Consider the following 13,961-nt stretch of genomic DNA (forward strand, 5'->3'; position numbering starts at 1 on the left):
GCCGGGACGCTAGGTACGGATCACCAGGTGACGGGAACCTCCTCGAATCCTTCGATCATGACTCCGCTGGAGCGCTTGAGTTCGAGGGGGTCGCAGGCGAGGGTGAGGCCGGGGAACCGCCTCAGCACCCCGGTCAGCGCGACCTGCATCTCCATGCGGGCCAGGGCCGAACCGGCGCAGTGGTGCGGGCCGGTGCTGAAGGTCAGGTGGGGGCGGGGCGGGCGGTCGAAGTCGACGGTGGCGGGGTCGGGGAACACGGTTTCGTCGCGGTTCGCCGACTCCATGGCGAGGATGACGCCGGAGCCGGCGGGGATGGTGGTGCCCGCCACCTCGATGTCCTCCTTGACGTAGCGCAGGGAGGCTATCGAGCTGAACACGACCTGGACGCGGAGGATCTCTTCCACGGCGCGCGGCACGAGGGTGAGGTCCTCGCGGAGCGTGGCGAGGGCGTCCGGGTTGGTGAGGAGGGTGATGATCGAGGCGCCGAGGTGGTTGGCGGTGGTCTCGTACCCACCCATCAGCAGGGATTTCGACCAGTAATACAGCTCGTAGTCGTTGAACCGGCTGCTGTCCTCGTCGCGTACGGCGATGAGCCCGCTGATCAGGTCCTCGCCGGGGTTCGCGCGCTTGGTATCGATGAGCGCGTTGATGTACGCGTCGAGTTTGGCATTGTTGGCGGCGACCAGTTCCTTGGGATACTTGCCGAGCGACAGGTAGGTGTCCGTCCAGGCGGTGAATTCCCGCTGGTCCTCAGTCGGCACCCCCAGGAGTTCGCACAGGATGCGGATGGTGAGGGGGAAGGTGAGGGTGGCGTGCAGGTCCGCGGGCGGCCCTTTCTCCTCGACCGCGTCGAGCATCTCCTCCACGATGCCCTCGGTGTAGGCGCGTAGCCGTTCGACGCGCGACGCGGTGAAGGCCCGGGCGATGAGGCGGCGCATCCGGGTGTGGTCGGGCGGATCCTGATTGACGTTGGGGTCCTGGAAGAGGGTGTTCTCCTTGGACATGCGCGGTGTGCCGGGCCGCGACAGGTCGCGCGACAGTCGGCGGTCGCCGAGCAGGGCCTTGACGTCGGTGTAGCGGGTCACGAGCCAGGCGGCGTCGCCGCTCGGCAGGGTGACGCGCATGACGGGCTGTTCGCGGCACCACAGCAGTGTGCTGGGCGCGTCGAGCACGGTTTCCCGATCGGTGAACGGATAGGGAAGCCGGGGTCGGGGGGCGGTTCGGGGCGTGGTTTGAGGCGTGGTTTGAGGCGTGGTTTGAGGCGTGGTTTGAGGCGTGGTTTGAGGCGTGGTTTGAGGCGTGGTTTGGGGCGTGGTCACAGTCGGTCTCCTCCCGCTGTGAGGTGGTCGGACCCACGTGCGGATGCCGAGGGGAACGGCATGAGGGCGGCTCACGCGCGATGCCCGCGACGCGGGGTCCGAACCCCGCGCGCCAGTGGTACGGCGGGCATCATGAATGCGATTACCCGGACCTCGCACTCATAACACTAGTCAGAATGAAGGGATATGTCCTTAATCGCCGGGGCGACATAACAGGCGAGTCAGCGGACCCCATGTGGTGAGACCGAAATACGGCAGTCCATATGATGGGCCCTACCTCCATCCTCCTCCACGCTGTCGCCAGAAAGGTGCCCTGCGATGAAATTGCTCGCGGTGAGCGACCTCCACGTCTCACATCGGATGAACCGTCCCATAGTGGAGGCCATCCCGCCCTCCCCCGACGACTGGCTCATCGTCGCCGGCGACGTCGCGGAGACGGCCGACGACATCGCCGAAACCCTCGGCGTGCTCACCCGCAAGTTCGCCCGCGTCGTCTGGGCACCGGGCAATCACGAGCTGTGGACCACTCCCAAGGACACCCTTCAGGCGCGCGGAGTGGAACGCTACGAGCGGCTCGTGGAAATGTGCAGGTCACTTGGGGTGCTCACGCCGGAGGACCCTTACGAGACGCTCGACTGCGAAGGTTTCAGATTCGTGCTCGTGCCGCTGTTCCTGCTTTACGACTACAGCCTACGCCCGGCGGGCACGACGGTCGAGCAGGCGCTGGCCGACTGCTACAAGACGGGCGTCGTCTGCTCCGACGAGTTCATGCTCCACCCCGACCCCCACCCCGACCGCACCGCCTGGTGCCACGACCGGATCCGCATCACCGAACAGCGGCTCAACGAACTGCCCGGCGACCTTCCCGTCGTCTTCGCCAACCACTACCCCCTGCACCCGTCGCTGGTGAAACTCCCCCGCATTCCGCAGTTCTCCCTCTGGTGCGGCACCACCCTCACCGCCGACTGGCACCGCAAATACAACGCCGAGGCCATGGTCTACGGCCACCTGCACATCCCCGGCTCCTACGTTATCGACGGCGTCCGCTTCGAGGAGGTCTCCCTCGGCTACTACCGCGAATGGCGCTACCGCACCGGCCCCTACCTCCCCCGCCAGATCATGCCCCCACCCGCCTGATCCGAGCAGGCCCCGGCGTCAGAATTCTTCGAGGGGCAAATAGGGCTCAACAGGTGGGTGAGCCTTACCGTTCAGCGGGATTTTCTCGTTGGCCAGAGCCATACCGCTCCCACCGTTTCTCAAATCCAGTTACCGAAGCATGCGAGAAGGCCGCCGAAATAGGATAGGCCGCCGCGGGGCGCGGCGGGGGCGTCAGCGGGTGGAGCCTCGGGCGCGGGAGATGCGCAGGGCGGCCTGGGCGACGAGGGGGCCGACGTCGCGCACGCGGGCGGCGGTGATGCGGGAGGTGAGGCCGGAGATGGAGAGGGCGGCGGTGGCGGCGTCGGCGTGGTCGAAGATGGGGGCGGCGACGCACCGCACCTCGGGTTCGTTCTCACGGTCGTCGACGGCGTAGCCGCGCTGTCTGATCCGCGCGAGTTCGACGCGCAACCGTTCGCCGTCGGTGATGGTGTGTTCGGTCCGCTGGGGCAGTCCGGCGGCGATGACGTCTTCGATGAGTTCGTCGCCCTGCCAGGCGAGGATGGCCTTGCCGACGCCCGTGCAGTGGGCGGGGGCGCGGCTGCCGATGCGCGACCCCATGCGGACCATCGGTTCCTGTTCGACTTTGTCGATGTAGACGACGTGGGGCGGCTCGTATACGACCAGGTGGACGGTTTCCCGCACTTCGCACATCAGGCGGTACGCCTCTTCGGCCGCCACGGTGCGCAGGTCGAAGGTGGCGAGGTAGGCCTGTCCCAGGCGGAGGGCGCCGTGGCCGAGGCGGTAGGCGCCGTTCTTGCGGTCGCGGGCCAGCAGGTTGAGCTCGACGAGGGGCGTGGTCAGGCGGAGCACCGCGCTTTTGGACATGCCGGTGGCCTCGGCGAGCCTGGTCAGGGACAGCCCTTGGCCGGCACCTGCGTGATCACGGATGTACTCCAGTACGGCAAGGCCCCGCCGGAGCGATGCGGATTGATTACGTCCTGCGACGTCCTGTTTGAGGGTCACCGTACACATCATTGTGCATTGCACAACAAATACCATCCCCTCTTCCCGTCACAGGTCATGGCTTTTTAGGGTCTGCCGCCATATAGGAGGAGGTTAGGGATGAGGTTCATCACGTGGGCCGCGACGGGCGTTGCCGTACTGGCCCTGGCTGCGTGCGCGCCGTCCACAGCGCCGCAGGCGACCGGCGGCGACGAGTCTTCGGGAACGCTGCGCGTATGGCTCTTCGACGAGCCGAACCGCGCACCGAAGGAGAAAGTGGTGGGCGAGGCCATCGCCGAGTTCACCAAGGCGAACCCGGGCGTAAAGGTCGACGTCAGCTACATCCCCACGTCTCCCGCCCGGCATGAAAGGTTCAAAGGCGCGTTCAACGACCCGGCGAGCGCTCCCGATGTCGCCGAGTACGGCAATACCGACCTGGCGGAATATGCCGCGGCCAAGGGGTTCGCGGACTTGACGGCCGACCTTCAGGGGTGGGCCGAGGCGCAGGACATCAATGACGACCTGAAGAAGTCGGCGACCGTCGACGGCCAGCAGTACGGCCTCCCCTGGTTCATCGGCGTTCGCGCGCTCTACTACCGCACCGATGTCTTCGACGAGCTCAAGCTGAAGCCGCCCACGAGCCTGGAGGAGCTGACGAAAACCGCGCGGGAGATCCGCAAGAAGAAGCCGGATATGTACGGCCTCGCCGTGGGTGGCGAGTACACCTTCGCCGCGCTGCCCTTCGTCTGGGACGCGGGCGGCGAGATCGAATCGCTGAACAGCCCCGAGGCCCGCAAGGGCGTCAAGGCGTACACCGACCTGCTGAGCGATGACAACTGCCCGCCGCAGGCGTGCGCGAGCCTGACCGGCGGCAAGACCGTCGACCTGTTCGCCAGCGGCAAGGCGGGGATGGGCATCGTCGGCAACTTCAACAGGGCGGCCGTGGACGCCGGGGCCGCCGCCGGGAAGTACTCGGTGATTCCGCTGCCCGGATCGAAGAAGGATTCGATCGCTCCGGCCTTCGCGGGCGGCAACAACCTCGGCGTGATGCGCAGTTCCAAGCACCGCACGCTGGCGGTCAAGTTCCTGCAGATCCTGGGGAGCAAGAACTACCAGATCAAGATGTTCGAGGCCATGGGCAACCTTCCGACCATGGGGACGGCCCGGGACGAACTCGCGGCCAAGGACCCGTTCCTCAAGCCCTTCCTGGACCACGTGTCGGCCGGAACGAAGTTCGTCCCCATCTCTCCCGCCTGGGTGAAGATCGACAACCAGAAGGTCATCCCCACGATGCTTCAGAAGATCGCCACCAAGCAGGCCACCGTGGAGCAGGCCACCGACGAAGCCGCGGCCGCGGTGAAGGCGGCGTTCGGCCAGTGAGCACCCACTCCCACCACAACACGCGCCGGTCGCGCGGAAACGGCGCATGACGACGGCCCTCAAGGCCCCGGCGGACCGGCGCGACCCGGTCCGCCGGGGCGGTACGGCCCGGCCCCGGCGCGCGCGTGGCGCCCTTCGGCCGTGGATATACCTGCTGCCGGCGGCAGCCGTACTGCTCCCGCTGTTCGGCTACCCGATCTACATGCTCGGCCTACTGTCGGTCTTCGACTACCGGCAGGCTCAGGTCAGCGGCGGTGAGCCGACGAGTTTCATCGGGTTCGAGAACTACGCGACGCTGTTCGGTGACGAGAAGTTCTGGTCGGTGCTGGCGGCCACCGTGGCGTTCGCCGCCGTGCTCGTCGTCGCCACGCTGGCCGTGGGCGCCGCTCTGGCGGTCGTGCTGACCCGTGCCGGGCGCGTGCCGAGGCTGCTGCTGTCGCTGGCGGCCATGGCGGCCTGGGCGGCGCCGTCGATGACGGGCTCCACGGTGTGGATGTTCCTGTTCGACTCCGACCTCGGCCTGGTGAACCAAGTGCTCGGGATCGAGGGGTACAACTGGTTCTACGACCAGTGGGTGACCTTCGGCATCGTCGGGGCCACCGTCGTCTGGCACTCGTTCCCGTTCGTCATGGTCACGCTCTACGCGGGCATCCAGGCCATCCCGGGGCATGTCCTGGAGGCGGCAGCACTCGACGGCGCGTCCGCGTGGCAGACGTTCTGGCGGGTCATCGTGCCGATGCTGCGCCCCCTGATCACGATCGTGGTCATCCAGTCGATCATCTGGGACTTCAAGATCTTCACGCAGATCTACGTCATGACGAACGGCGGAGGCATCGCGGGCCAGAACCTCGTCCTCAACGTCTACGCCTTCCAGACCGCCTTCGGCTCGTCGGAATACGGGCTCGGCTCGGCGATCGGCGTGATCATGACGCTGATCCTGCTGGTCGTGACGTTGTTCTACATCCGCGCGCTCTACCGATCGGGGGAGAAGCTTTGACGCAGACCATCCAGCCCCCGGCAGGGCCGACCGCCGTGTTCCGAGGCATGCCGTGACCCGAGCACGCTGGATCGCGAACGTGGTGGCGGTGACCGCCGCCGCCGTGACGTTCTTCCCCATTTACTGGATGATCCTGTCCGCCTTCAAGCCGGCCAGTGAGATCCAGTCGCTGAACGTGCGCCCCTGGACCTTCGCCCCCACCCTCGAACACTTCCAGCGCGTGCTCGGCGGCGAGAACTTCGGGCGCTACTTCCTCAACAGCCTGGGCGTCGCCCTCGCGGTGGTGCTGCTGTCCGCACTGGTGGCCTTCCTCGCCGCCGTCGCGGTGACCCGGTTCAAGTTCCGCATGCGCACCACCGTGCTGATCATGTTCTTGATCGCGCAGATGGTGCCCATCGAGGCGCTCACCATCCCGCTGTTCTTCCTGGTGCGCGACCTCGGCGCCGTGGTGCCCGGGGTCGGCCTCAACACCCTCGGCTCGCTCGTGCTGGTGCACCTGGCCTTCTCGCTGCCGTTCGCCATCTGGATGATGCGCGGTTTCGTCGCGGCGGTGCCCGAGGCCCTGGAAGAAGCCGCGATGATCGACGGGGCGAGCCGGCCGGTGATCCTGTGGCGGATCCTGTTCCCCCTCGTGGCGCCCGGCCTGGTCGCGACAAGCGTGTTCTCGTTCATCACGGCCTGGAACGACTTCATCTTCGCGCGGACGTTCATCATCTCGGCCAAGGACAACCAGACGCTGCCCTCGGCGCTGCTGGTCTTCTTCAAACCCGACGAGATGGACTGGGGCGGCATCATGGCCGGCTCGACGCTGATGACGATCCCTGTGCTGGTGTTCTTCATCGCGGTCCAGCGCCGACTCATCGGCGGCCTCGGCGGTGCCGTGAAGGACTGACCCACCCACGTGTGGAAACCCCGTTCGGCGGGGCCCGGGAGGACGGCCCGGGCCCCGCCGTTCGGCATTGCCGTACGGCACGGCCGCCGCGCCGGCGACCGCCCATGGCCTAGCTTGGACACGGGATTAAAACGCCAAACTTTACGGCGGGAAGCGCGTGTTGGTTATCCTCACAGATATCGAGGGCGCGTAATTTATTCAACCGAGACAAGATCAAGGGCACCTGAATATGTTGGCGTGCCCCATCACAACAGGGAGCAAATCAGTCCATAGTAGGGGCGCTTCACCAGCGAATCCTCGCTGTTCGACAGGCCCCTAGCCCTGCATCACCCTTCAACTCCACATGCCAGAGGTCATGTGGATTGAGATGTCATTCATGACGCTCATCATCGGGGGCTACGCCGGGATTCACCGGCGTCAGCGAATGGGAGGACAATTGCTTAGTTTTCGGATACTCGGTTCTCTGGAGGTGGTCCAGGAAGATGCCGTATGCACCCCGACCGCACCGAAAGCGCGACAAACATTGGCATTGCTTCTGTTGCGCTCCAATCACATCGTGTCGACCAGCGCGTTGGTCGACGAGCTCTGGGGCGACAACCCCCCGCCCACCGTGGTCACGACCGCCCAGTCGTACATCTACCAACTGCGCAAAGTCCTCCATCCCCGCGGGCGGCAGGCCGCGCCCGGCGAGGTCGCGCTGATCACCCGCTCCCCCGGCTACGTGCTCGCCAGGCACGAGGGCCAACTGGACCACGACCTCTTCCTCCAGGTCGCCGGCCAGGGCCGGGCCCTGCTGGAGCAGGACCAAGACAAGACGTCAGCATGCGAACGCTTGTGCATTCAGGGAGACATGCCCGTATTCGCGTGTGCCCGGGGGCGAGGGTTGCAGGCACCTCACAGAAAGGTGGATGAATGAGCGGAATCGCCGGGTGGGTGGACTTCCACCGTGACCTGAGCGTCGAGCGCGGTGCCGTACTCTCCCAGCTCGCGACGCTCGCGGCGCGCGGGCCGGGGGCCGAGAACGTCTGGATCGGGCGGCACGCGCTGCTCGGGTCCCGCGGCGGCCCGCGCGGGAGCGGCCAGGCCATCGTCGCCGCACAGGGCGACAGCGCCGTGGTGGTGATGGACGGCCACCTGACCAACGCGGCGTCGCTGCACGCCGAGCTCTCGGGATACGGCAGAGCCGTCGGCTGCCCCGGCTACCCGGAGCTGGTGGGCCACGCCTACCTGCAGTGGGGGGAGGCGTGCGCCGAGCACCTGGAGGGGATGTTCGCCGCCGCCGTGTGGCATCCGCGCCACCAGCGCCTCACGCTGCTCCGCGACCGCCTGGGCACCAGGCCCCTCTACTACCAGCGGACCGCCGACGGGCTGCTGTTCGGTTCGGAGCCGAAGGCGGTGCTGATCCATCCCCTGGCGGACACGGTCGTCAACGCGGGCGGGCTCCGGGAGCTGTTCGCCTACACCTCGACGCCGGGAGCGGGAATCGTCCGCAGCCTGCGCCGGGTCCTGCCCGGCGGTCGGGTCGACTTCGACAGGTCCGGCATGCGGGAGTGCCGTTACTGGCAGGTCGCCGCGGAGCCGCACCACGACGGGCTCCACCGGACGGTGCGCAAGGTGCGGGAGCTGCTGGAGGCGTCGGTCGAGAACCAGATCGGCGGCGATCCCTCGGTCGGGCTGCTCCTGTCGGGCGGGCTCGACTCGTCCGCGGTGGCCGCGTTGGCCGCGGCGGTGCTGAGGCGGAGGAACGCGGGGCGGCTGCGCACCTTCACCACCGGCTACGCCGATGTGGGGCCCGCGATTCCGGGGCCGATCCGGGGGCCCGAGGACAGGCCGCACGCAGCCGTGGTGGCCCGCCACCTGCGTACGGAGCACCATTATCTGCCGCTCGACACGGCGGCTCTGACCGATGTCGTGACCCGCAGCAGCGCGGTGTCGGCGCAGCAGGACACGCCGGTGGCGATGCCGCAGTTCCCCGCGTCGCTGCGGATGCTCTGCCGACACGTGTCCCGGCACACGAACGCCGCGCTCGGCGGGCATCGGGCGGATATCGTGTTCGGCTCGAACGATGAGGTCGTGTTCGGCTCGAACGAGGGACCAGACGGGACGGAGCGGGGGGACCGGGGAGACGGCGGTGGCAGATCGCGCGCCTGCACCTATCCCTGGATTTCCGCGATGAGGATGAGATATCCGGCGCCTGCCTTCGGAACCGGACTGTTCTCCCAGGAACTGCTGGGCCGGCTCGACATCCCGACCTACTGCGCGGACATGTGCCGGACCGACCTCGCGTCGGTGCCGCGGCTGCCGGGGGAGGACGTCCACGACCGGCGGATGCGGGAGATCTCCTTCCTGAGGCTGCAGGGGCTCCAGGAGCTCGACAACATGCTCGACGACGGAGCCAGCTCTTTCGAAGGCGTCGATCTGCGGCTGCCGTTCAGCGATCACCGGCTGGTCCAGTACCTGTTCAACGTTCCGTGGGCGTTGAAATGCTTCGACGGCAGGTCCAAGAGCCTGCTGCGGGCGGCGACGGCCGATCTGCTCCCCGACTCGGTTCTGGAGCGCGCGCCCAGCCACTTCCCGATCGGGCGGCACCCCGCCTACGGCGTGTTCCTGCGCAGACAACTCGCCCACGTGCTGGCCGACCGCGGCTCCCCCGTGGTGCCGCTCCTGGACGTGGCCGCGGCCAGGCGCCTGATCAAGGAGCCGATCATCGCGTCACGCACCTGGGTGGACGTGACGGACATGGAGATGGTCCTGCAGGTCAACCAGTGGTTGGAACGTTTCAATGTGCGGGTCCTCCTCTAGCGGGCCGCATCCGGACATGCGACATGCACGTACGACATGCGACATGCGACATGCGAAGGGCGGTTGCGTTGGAGCAACACAGTGTCAGGTCGATGGCTGTCAGACCGATAGCTGTCAGACCGAGGACTGTCAGGCCGATGCCCGAGGCCGCCGTCGAGCAACCCGTGAGGAGACGATGACATGGCCGTGCTGCTGCCTTTCGCTCTGCTGCTCAACGGCGTGCTGTCCGGGATGCTGCTGTGGTCGGTGGTCGGCGGCACGCCGTGGGTGCGCCGACTGAACGGAGCCGACTACCTTGAGCTGCACCAGTTCTGGCTGAGGCGGCTCGAACCGCTGGAGAACTTCTGCGTGAGCGGGGCGCTCCTCGCCGACGCCACCTTGATCTTCCTGTCCCACGCCGTGCACGTCCAAGCGGCCCTGGGGGTCGCCGTCGGCGCACTGAGTGCGGTGATGGTGATATCGGCGACGCGAAGCGCCCGTCTCAGACAGTCGATCCTCGTCGTCGGCCCTCACGGCGTCCCCGACGACTGGCGGCACGCGGACCCGCGCGAACGGTGGGAACGCTGGAACATCGCACGCGCGATCCTCACGCTGACGGCCTTCACCGCCAACGTCACGGCGGTCGGAGCCCTCGCCTGGTGATCGACGATCGCAGGCGACCCTGGCCGGTGTCCGGCCGACACGATAGCCTCCAACGCGCCACGTCCGCCGCTGACGCTGGAGAGCCTATGGACTGGACACCGGCAGGGTTGTTCACGGTCGAGGCGGGCCGCCTGCAATGCGCCCTATGTCCGCTGCGATGCGTGCTGGACGACGGCGAGGTCGGGCGGTGCCAGGTGCGCCGCCGGCGCGGCGACCTCATGGAGACCGCGACCTTCGCCACGTCGGTGCGCCATAAGGACGCCGTCGAGCGCAAGCCGTTCTATCACTACAGGCCCGGATCCACGGCACTGACCATCGCGGCCCCGGGCTGCACCTTTCGCTGTGATTACTGCGTCAACCACCGCCTCTCGCAGTTCGGCAGGGAGGGCGGGCTGCCCTGGGCGGCCACGCCGGTCGATCCCGCCGGCCTCGTCGCGTCGGCCGCGGCGGAGGGGGCGAGCGTCGCCCTGTCCTACACCGAGCCGTCGCTCGCGGTCGAGCTCACGCTCGCGCTGGCCGAGTACGGCGCGGCGGCCGGGGTGGACGTGCTGTGGAAGTCCAACGGTTTCCTCACCCCCGAGACGACCGCGCTCGCGGCCCCGGCCCTCGCGGCGGTGAACATCGACCTGAAGGCCGGCGACGAACACGCCCACCACCGCGTCACCGGCGCGCCGCTGCGCCCGGTCCTGACCACGATCCGCGCGATGGTGGAGCTCGGCGTCTGGGTCGAGGTGAGCACGCCCCTCATCCCCGGATGCAGCAGCGAACCCGGCCAACTCTCGCGCATCGCCCGGCTCATCGCGGAGATCGACGCCGACATCCCCTGGCATCTGCTGCGCTTCACCCCGGCGTTCCAGAGGACCGGTACGGTGCCCACCGGTCCCGAGGCGCTCCGGGACGCCGTGGCGATCGGGCGCGACGCCGGACTGCGGCACGTCTACGTCGAGCGGGCCCTCGGGGCGACGGGCCGGGCGACGAGGTGCCCGGGATGCGGGGCCGAGGCCGTACGGCGCGGGGTGTGGACGACGGAGGCGGTGCGGATGACCGACGGGCGGTGCAACGCGTGCGGGCACCGGATTCCCGGCCGCTGGTGACGCGGGTGCCGTTCACCGCATAGTCCCCGGAAATTCTCCAATCCGCAGATTATTGCGCCGACATTAGGGGCATTGTTCACCATTGGGGGCAAGCTTCCCCCGCGCTTTGGCCACGACTCTCACTCTCGCTCTCACGGAACGTCTTCTGGGGGGAACAGCGAACGCGGCACCTGTTCAGCCGGACAGAATAAGCGGTGACCATCGGACGGCCTGTTCGCCGACGCGGATCCGCTACGCGTGACGTCTCTACGGAACAGGAGAAATACATGGGAGAGGGCATCGAGGAAGCCGTAAACCGGGCTATCGACACGATGTACAAGAATATTGGTCAACAACTGACGGTAGAGGACATCGCACGAACGGCGATGTTCAGCAAATTTCATTTCTCCCGCATGTTCAGGCAGGTCACCGGAGTATCGCCGGGACGATTCCTCACAGACGTGCGCCTGCGGGAGGCCAAGCGGCTTCTGCTCTCCACCTCACTGAGCGTGGCCGACATCAGCAGCCGCGTCGGCTACACCAGCGTGGGCACGTTCAGCACCCGTTTCAAGAGCTCCGTGGGGGTGGCCCCCACGGAATACCGGCGGTGCCGGGGAGCGGTCCCGGCCCCGTGACACAGGCCACCTGACGCACGGGACCGCACGGCGAGGAGGGAGCGCGGATTGGGCAGGCTTCTCACGCGGATGACGCTGGGCAGATCGACGGCACAGGTCCGGCATGTCACCCCGGTCCCGCCCGGCTCGGCCGAGGGCCTCGTGGCGCGCGTCTACGAGCAGATGGAGCGGGACCTCGGCATGCAAGCGGCCCCGGTCATGCTGCATTCACCGGCGCCCGGGCCTCTCGCCGCGTGCTGGCTTCTGCTGCGGGAGACGCTGCTCGCGGCCGATCCCGCCGACCGCGCCGCCGCGGAGGCGGTCGCGGCCGGGGTGTCCCTCGCCAATTCCTGCCCCTACTGCGTGGACGTGCACAGCATGGTGATCGGCGGCCTCGGCTTCGGGCGCGACGCCGTGGCGATCCGCAGGGGCGACCTCACGGCGGTCGCCGACCCGCGCCTTCGGGACCTGTCCACGTGGGCGTGGGCGAGCGGCCGGCGCGGCGGCGCGGCAGGCGACACGCCGTCGCCGCCGCCGATGTCATGGGCGGCGCCCTGGGCGGCCTCGCCGGTCGCCCCCGCGCCCGCCGCACCGGCCGCACCGGCCGACACGCCGCCCGCCGCCCCTCTCGCCTCGCTGTCCCCCGAGCGGGCGGCGGGGATGGCGGGGGTGGCGGTGGCGTCCCACTACATCACCCGCATGGTCAACGTCTTCCTGGGCGAGTCGCTGCTCCCACTCGCGCTGTCGGCCTCGGCGCGGTCGCGCTTCATGGCGCTCATCGGGCGGGTGGCGGCGTCGAGGGCGCGGCGTCCGCCGGTGGCGGGGCTGTCTTTGGGGCTGGTGCCGTACGCTCCGCTGCCGCCCGACCTGAGCTGGGCGCGGCCGGCGGAAACGGTCGCCGGGGCGTTCGGCCGCGCGTACGCGGTGGTCGACGGCGCGGCGGTCCGGTCGGTGACCGAGCCGGTGCGCGACGCCGTTCTGGAGACGCTCGCGGCGTGGGACGGGTTGCCGCCGGGGCCCGAGAGCGCGTGGATCGACAAGCCGCTGTCGCTGCTGCCCCTGGAGGAGCGCGCGCAGGGGCGGCTCGCGCTGCTGACCGCAATGGCGTCCCACCGGGTTCCACCGTCGCTGATGGCCGCGTGCCGGGATGAGTTGGGCGGCGGCGGCGAGGCGGACCGGACGCTGGTCGAGCTCACCGCGTGGGCAAGCCTCACGGCGGCGCGGCGGGTCGGCGAGTGGATCGGGGCCGGCGTCCCGCGGTAGGCGCGGGACGAGCGCCCCTAGACCCCATGGCCGAGAGCATCGGACGCTCTGGAGTAGTTAGTTGCACAACAAACTATCCAGAGAGGCGCCTTTCCGGAGCGAACCGATGACCTACGACCTCGCGATCGCCACACCGACCGGCCGGAAGATGATCTCCGACCTGCTCGCCATGCACCGGCCGCTGCGCGCCGACGTCGCCGTGCTGCGGGACGCCCTGGGAGAGCTGTCCCTGGCCACCGTCGACCCGGGGCGGTTGGACAGGGTGGTGAAGGGGTTGACCGTGGCGGACCTGGCGTGGCAGCTGCAATACCACTGCCAGTATTTCTGCCAGGGCCTGGAACTGCACCACGCGGTCGAGGACGCCCGCATGCTGCCCACGATGGCACGCCGCTTCCCCGAGCTGCGCGAGGCCGTCGCCCGCCTGCGGACCGAGCACGACGAGGTGAACCGGCTCATCCGGGAGATCGCGCGGGCGGCGCAGGCGATGTCCTCCGACGACCGGGCCTCGGTGGACTCGCTCCGGGACATGATGGCCGAGCTCGCCTCCCACCTTGAGAAGCATTTGGACTTCGAGGAGCAGAGCCTGTTCCCCTACTTCGCGCGGATGGAGACCGACTGGCATTACGGCTGACCGCCGCGGCGGCCTCTCGGGGACGCGAGGCCCGGACGCGGCCGGCGCTTGAGGCGGTCTCCCCGACGGGGCCATCCGGCCGCGGTTTCATGGCCTTTTCACAGCTCTCGGCGTGCGCGGAATCCTTGACAAGGATCAGAGTGGGCCGCCAAACTGACGCGTTAGTGGTCATGCCAATTAGCCACTAGTGGGCATTTCGGAAGTGTCATCCCCCTCTGACGCGGCACTAGGAGCACTTGCCCCCGATA

13 protein-coding genes are annotated in these 13,961 nt (G+C 68.3%); 11 read left to right on the forward strand and 2 right to left on the reverse strand.

Annotated features, from left to right (window positions below; translation table 11 throughout):
* Positions 1 to 20: 20 nt before the first annotated feature.
* The gene (locus tag BLQ73_RS17485; protein WP_143020308.1) at positions 21 to 1,172 is read right to left on the reverse strand and encodes a cytochrome P450; all 1,152 of its coding nucleotides are present in this window, start codon (positions 1,170 to 1,172) and stop codon (positions 21 to 23) included.
* A 465-nt stretch (positions 1,173 to 1,637) separates the two neighbouring features.
* Here BLQ73_RS17485 and BLQ73_RS17490 point away from each other — a divergent pair, with 465 nt between their 5' ends.
* The gene (locus tag BLQ73_RS17490) at positions 1,638 to 2,456 is read left to right on the forward strand and encodes a metallophosphoesterase family protein (protein WP_093171526.1); all 819 of its coding nucleotides are present in this window, start codon (positions 1,638 to 1,640) and stop codon (positions 2,454 to 2,456) included.
* A 192-nt stretch (positions 2,457 to 2,648) separates the two neighbouring features.
* Here the strand turns inward: BLQ73_RS17490 and BLQ73_RS17495 are convergent, their stop codons facing one another.
* On the reverse strand, positions 2,649 to 3,440 hold the full coding sequence (locus tag BLQ73_RS17495) for an IclR family transcriptional regulator (protein WP_245691160.1): 792 nt from the start codon (positions 3,438 to 3,440) through the stop codon (positions 2,649 to 2,651).
* 99 nt (positions 3,441 to 3,539) lie between these two features.
* On the opposite strand from BLQ73_RS17495, the gene BLQ73_RS17500 reads away from it, so the two are divergent.
* From BLQ73_RS17500 to BLQ73_RS17545, 10 genes are all read left to right on the forward strand, one after another.
* On the forward strand, positions 3,540 to 4,799 hold the full coding sequence (locus tag BLQ73_RS17500; RefSeq protein ID WP_093171527.1) for an extracellular solute-binding protein: 1,260 nt from the start codon (positions 3,540 to 3,542) through the stop codon (positions 4,797 to 4,799).
* A gap of 46 nt (positions 4,800 to 4,845) precedes the next feature.
* Complete coding sequence (locus tag BLQ73_RS17505) at positions 4,846 to 5,796, forward strand: carbohydrate ABC transporter permease (RefSeq protein WP_093171528.1); 951 nt, start codon at positions 4,846 to 4,848, stop codon at positions 5,794 to 5,796.
* 52 nt (positions 5,797 to 5,848) lie between these two features.
* Positions 5,849 to 6,688 carry a carbohydrate ABC transporter permease gene (locus BLQ73_RS17510; RefSeq protein ID WP_093171529.1) on the forward strand — a complete coding sequence of 280 codons (840 nt, stop codon included), beginning with the start codon at positions 5,849 to 5,851 and terminating at the stop codon, positions 6,686 to 6,688.
* A 376-nt stretch (positions 6,689 to 7,064) separates the two neighbouring features.
* The gene (locus tag BLQ73_RS17515) at positions 7,065 to 7,604 is read left to right on the forward strand and encodes an AfsR/SARP family transcriptional regulator (protein ID WP_176955514.1); all 540 of its coding nucleotides are present in this window, start codon (positions 7,065 to 7,067) and stop codon (positions 7,602 to 7,604) included.
* Positions 7,601 to 9,490: an asparagine synthetase B family protein gene (locus BLQ73_RS17520; protein ID WP_093171531.1), complete on the forward strand. Its 1,890-nt coding sequence runs from the start codon at positions 7,601 to 7,603 to the stop codon at positions 9,488 to 9,490. The genes BLQ73_RS17515 and BLQ73_RS17520 overlap by 4 nt, the downstream gene beginning before the upstream one ends.
* A gap of 180 nt (positions 9,491 to 9,670) precedes the next feature.
* Positions 9,671 to 10,132 carry a hypothetical protein gene (locus BLQ73_RS17525; RefSeq protein WP_093171532.1) on the forward strand — a complete coding sequence of 154 codons (462 nt, stop codon included), beginning with the start codon at positions 9,671 to 9,673 and terminating at the stop codon, positions 10,130 to 10,132.
* Between the two features lie 86 nt (positions 10,133 to 10,218).
* Positions 10,219 to 11,226, forward strand: a complete 1,008-nt coding sequence (locus BLQ73_RS17530) for a radical SAM protein (RefSeq protein ID WP_093171533.1) — start codon at positions 10,219 to 10,221, stop codon at positions 11,224 to 11,226.
* A 266-nt stretch (positions 11,227 to 11,492) separates the two neighbouring features.
* Positions 11,493 to 11,840, forward strand: coding sequence for a helix-turn-helix domain-containing protein (locus BLQ73_RS17535; protein WP_093171534.1), 348 nt, complete (start codon positions 11,493 to 11,495; stop codon positions 11,838 to 11,840).
* A gap of 48 nt (positions 11,841 to 11,888) precedes the next feature.
* Positions 11,889 to 13,082, forward strand: coding sequence for a carboxymuconolactone decarboxylase family protein (locus tag BLQ73_RS17540; protein ID WP_218125903.1), 1,194 nt, complete (start codon positions 11,889 to 11,891; stop codon positions 13,080 to 13,082).
* Between the two features lie 106 nt (positions 13,083 to 13,188).
* Positions 13,189 to 13,713, forward strand: coding sequence for a hemerythrin domain-containing protein (locus BLQ73_RS17545; protein WP_093171536.1), 525 nt, complete (start codon positions 13,189 to 13,191; stop codon positions 13,711 to 13,713).
* The last annotated feature ends 248 nt before the right edge of the window (positions 13,714 to 13,961 follow it).

Source organism: Sinosporangium album (assembly GCF_900100605.1).
GTDB classification, from domain to species: Bacteria; Actinomycetota; Actinomycetes; order Streptosporangiales; family Streptosporangiaceae; genus Sinosporangium; species Sinosporangium album.

What these genes read in the sequence shown, in the direction of transcription:
- BLQ73_RS17520 (WP_093171531.1), top strand. Translation starts at nt 7,601, where the DNA reads ATGAGCGGAATCGCCGGGTGGGTGGACTTCCACCGTGACCTGAGCGTC.
- BLQ73_RS17515 (WP_176955514.1), top strand. Translation starts at nt 7,065, where the DNA reads ATGACGCTCATCATCGGGGGCTACGCCGGGATTCACCGGCGTCAGCGA.
- BLQ73_RS17490 (WP_093171526.1), top strand. Translation starts at nt 1,638, where the DNA reads ATGAAATTGCTCGCGGTGAGCGACCTCCACGTCTCACATCGGATGAAC.
- BLQ73_RS17500 (WP_093171527.1), top strand. Translation starts at nt 3,540, where the DNA reads ATGAGGTTCATCACGTGGGCCGCGACGGGCGTTGCCGTACTGGCCCTG.
- BLQ73_RS17545 (WP_093171536.1), top strand. Translation starts at nt 13,189, where the DNA reads ATGACCTACGACCTCGCGATCGCCACACCGACCGGCCGGAAGATGATC.
- BLQ73_RS17505 (WP_093171528.1), top strand. Translation starts at nt 4,846, where the DNA reads ATGACGACGGCCCTCAAGGCCCCGGCGGACCGGCGCGACCCGGTCCGC.
- BLQ73_RS17530 (WP_093171533.1), top strand. Translation starts at nt 10,219, where the DNA reads ATGGACTGGACACCGGCAGGGTTGTTCACGGTCGAGGCGGGCCGCCTG.
- BLQ73_RS17535 (WP_093171534.1), top strand. Translation starts at nt 11,493, where the DNA reads ATGGGAGAGGGCATCGAGGAAGCCGTAAACCGGGCTATCGACACGATG.
- BLQ73_RS17525 (WP_093171532.1), top strand. Translation starts at nt 9,671, where the DNA reads ATGGCCGTGCTGCTGCCTTTCGCTCTGCTGCTCAACGGCGTGCTGTCC.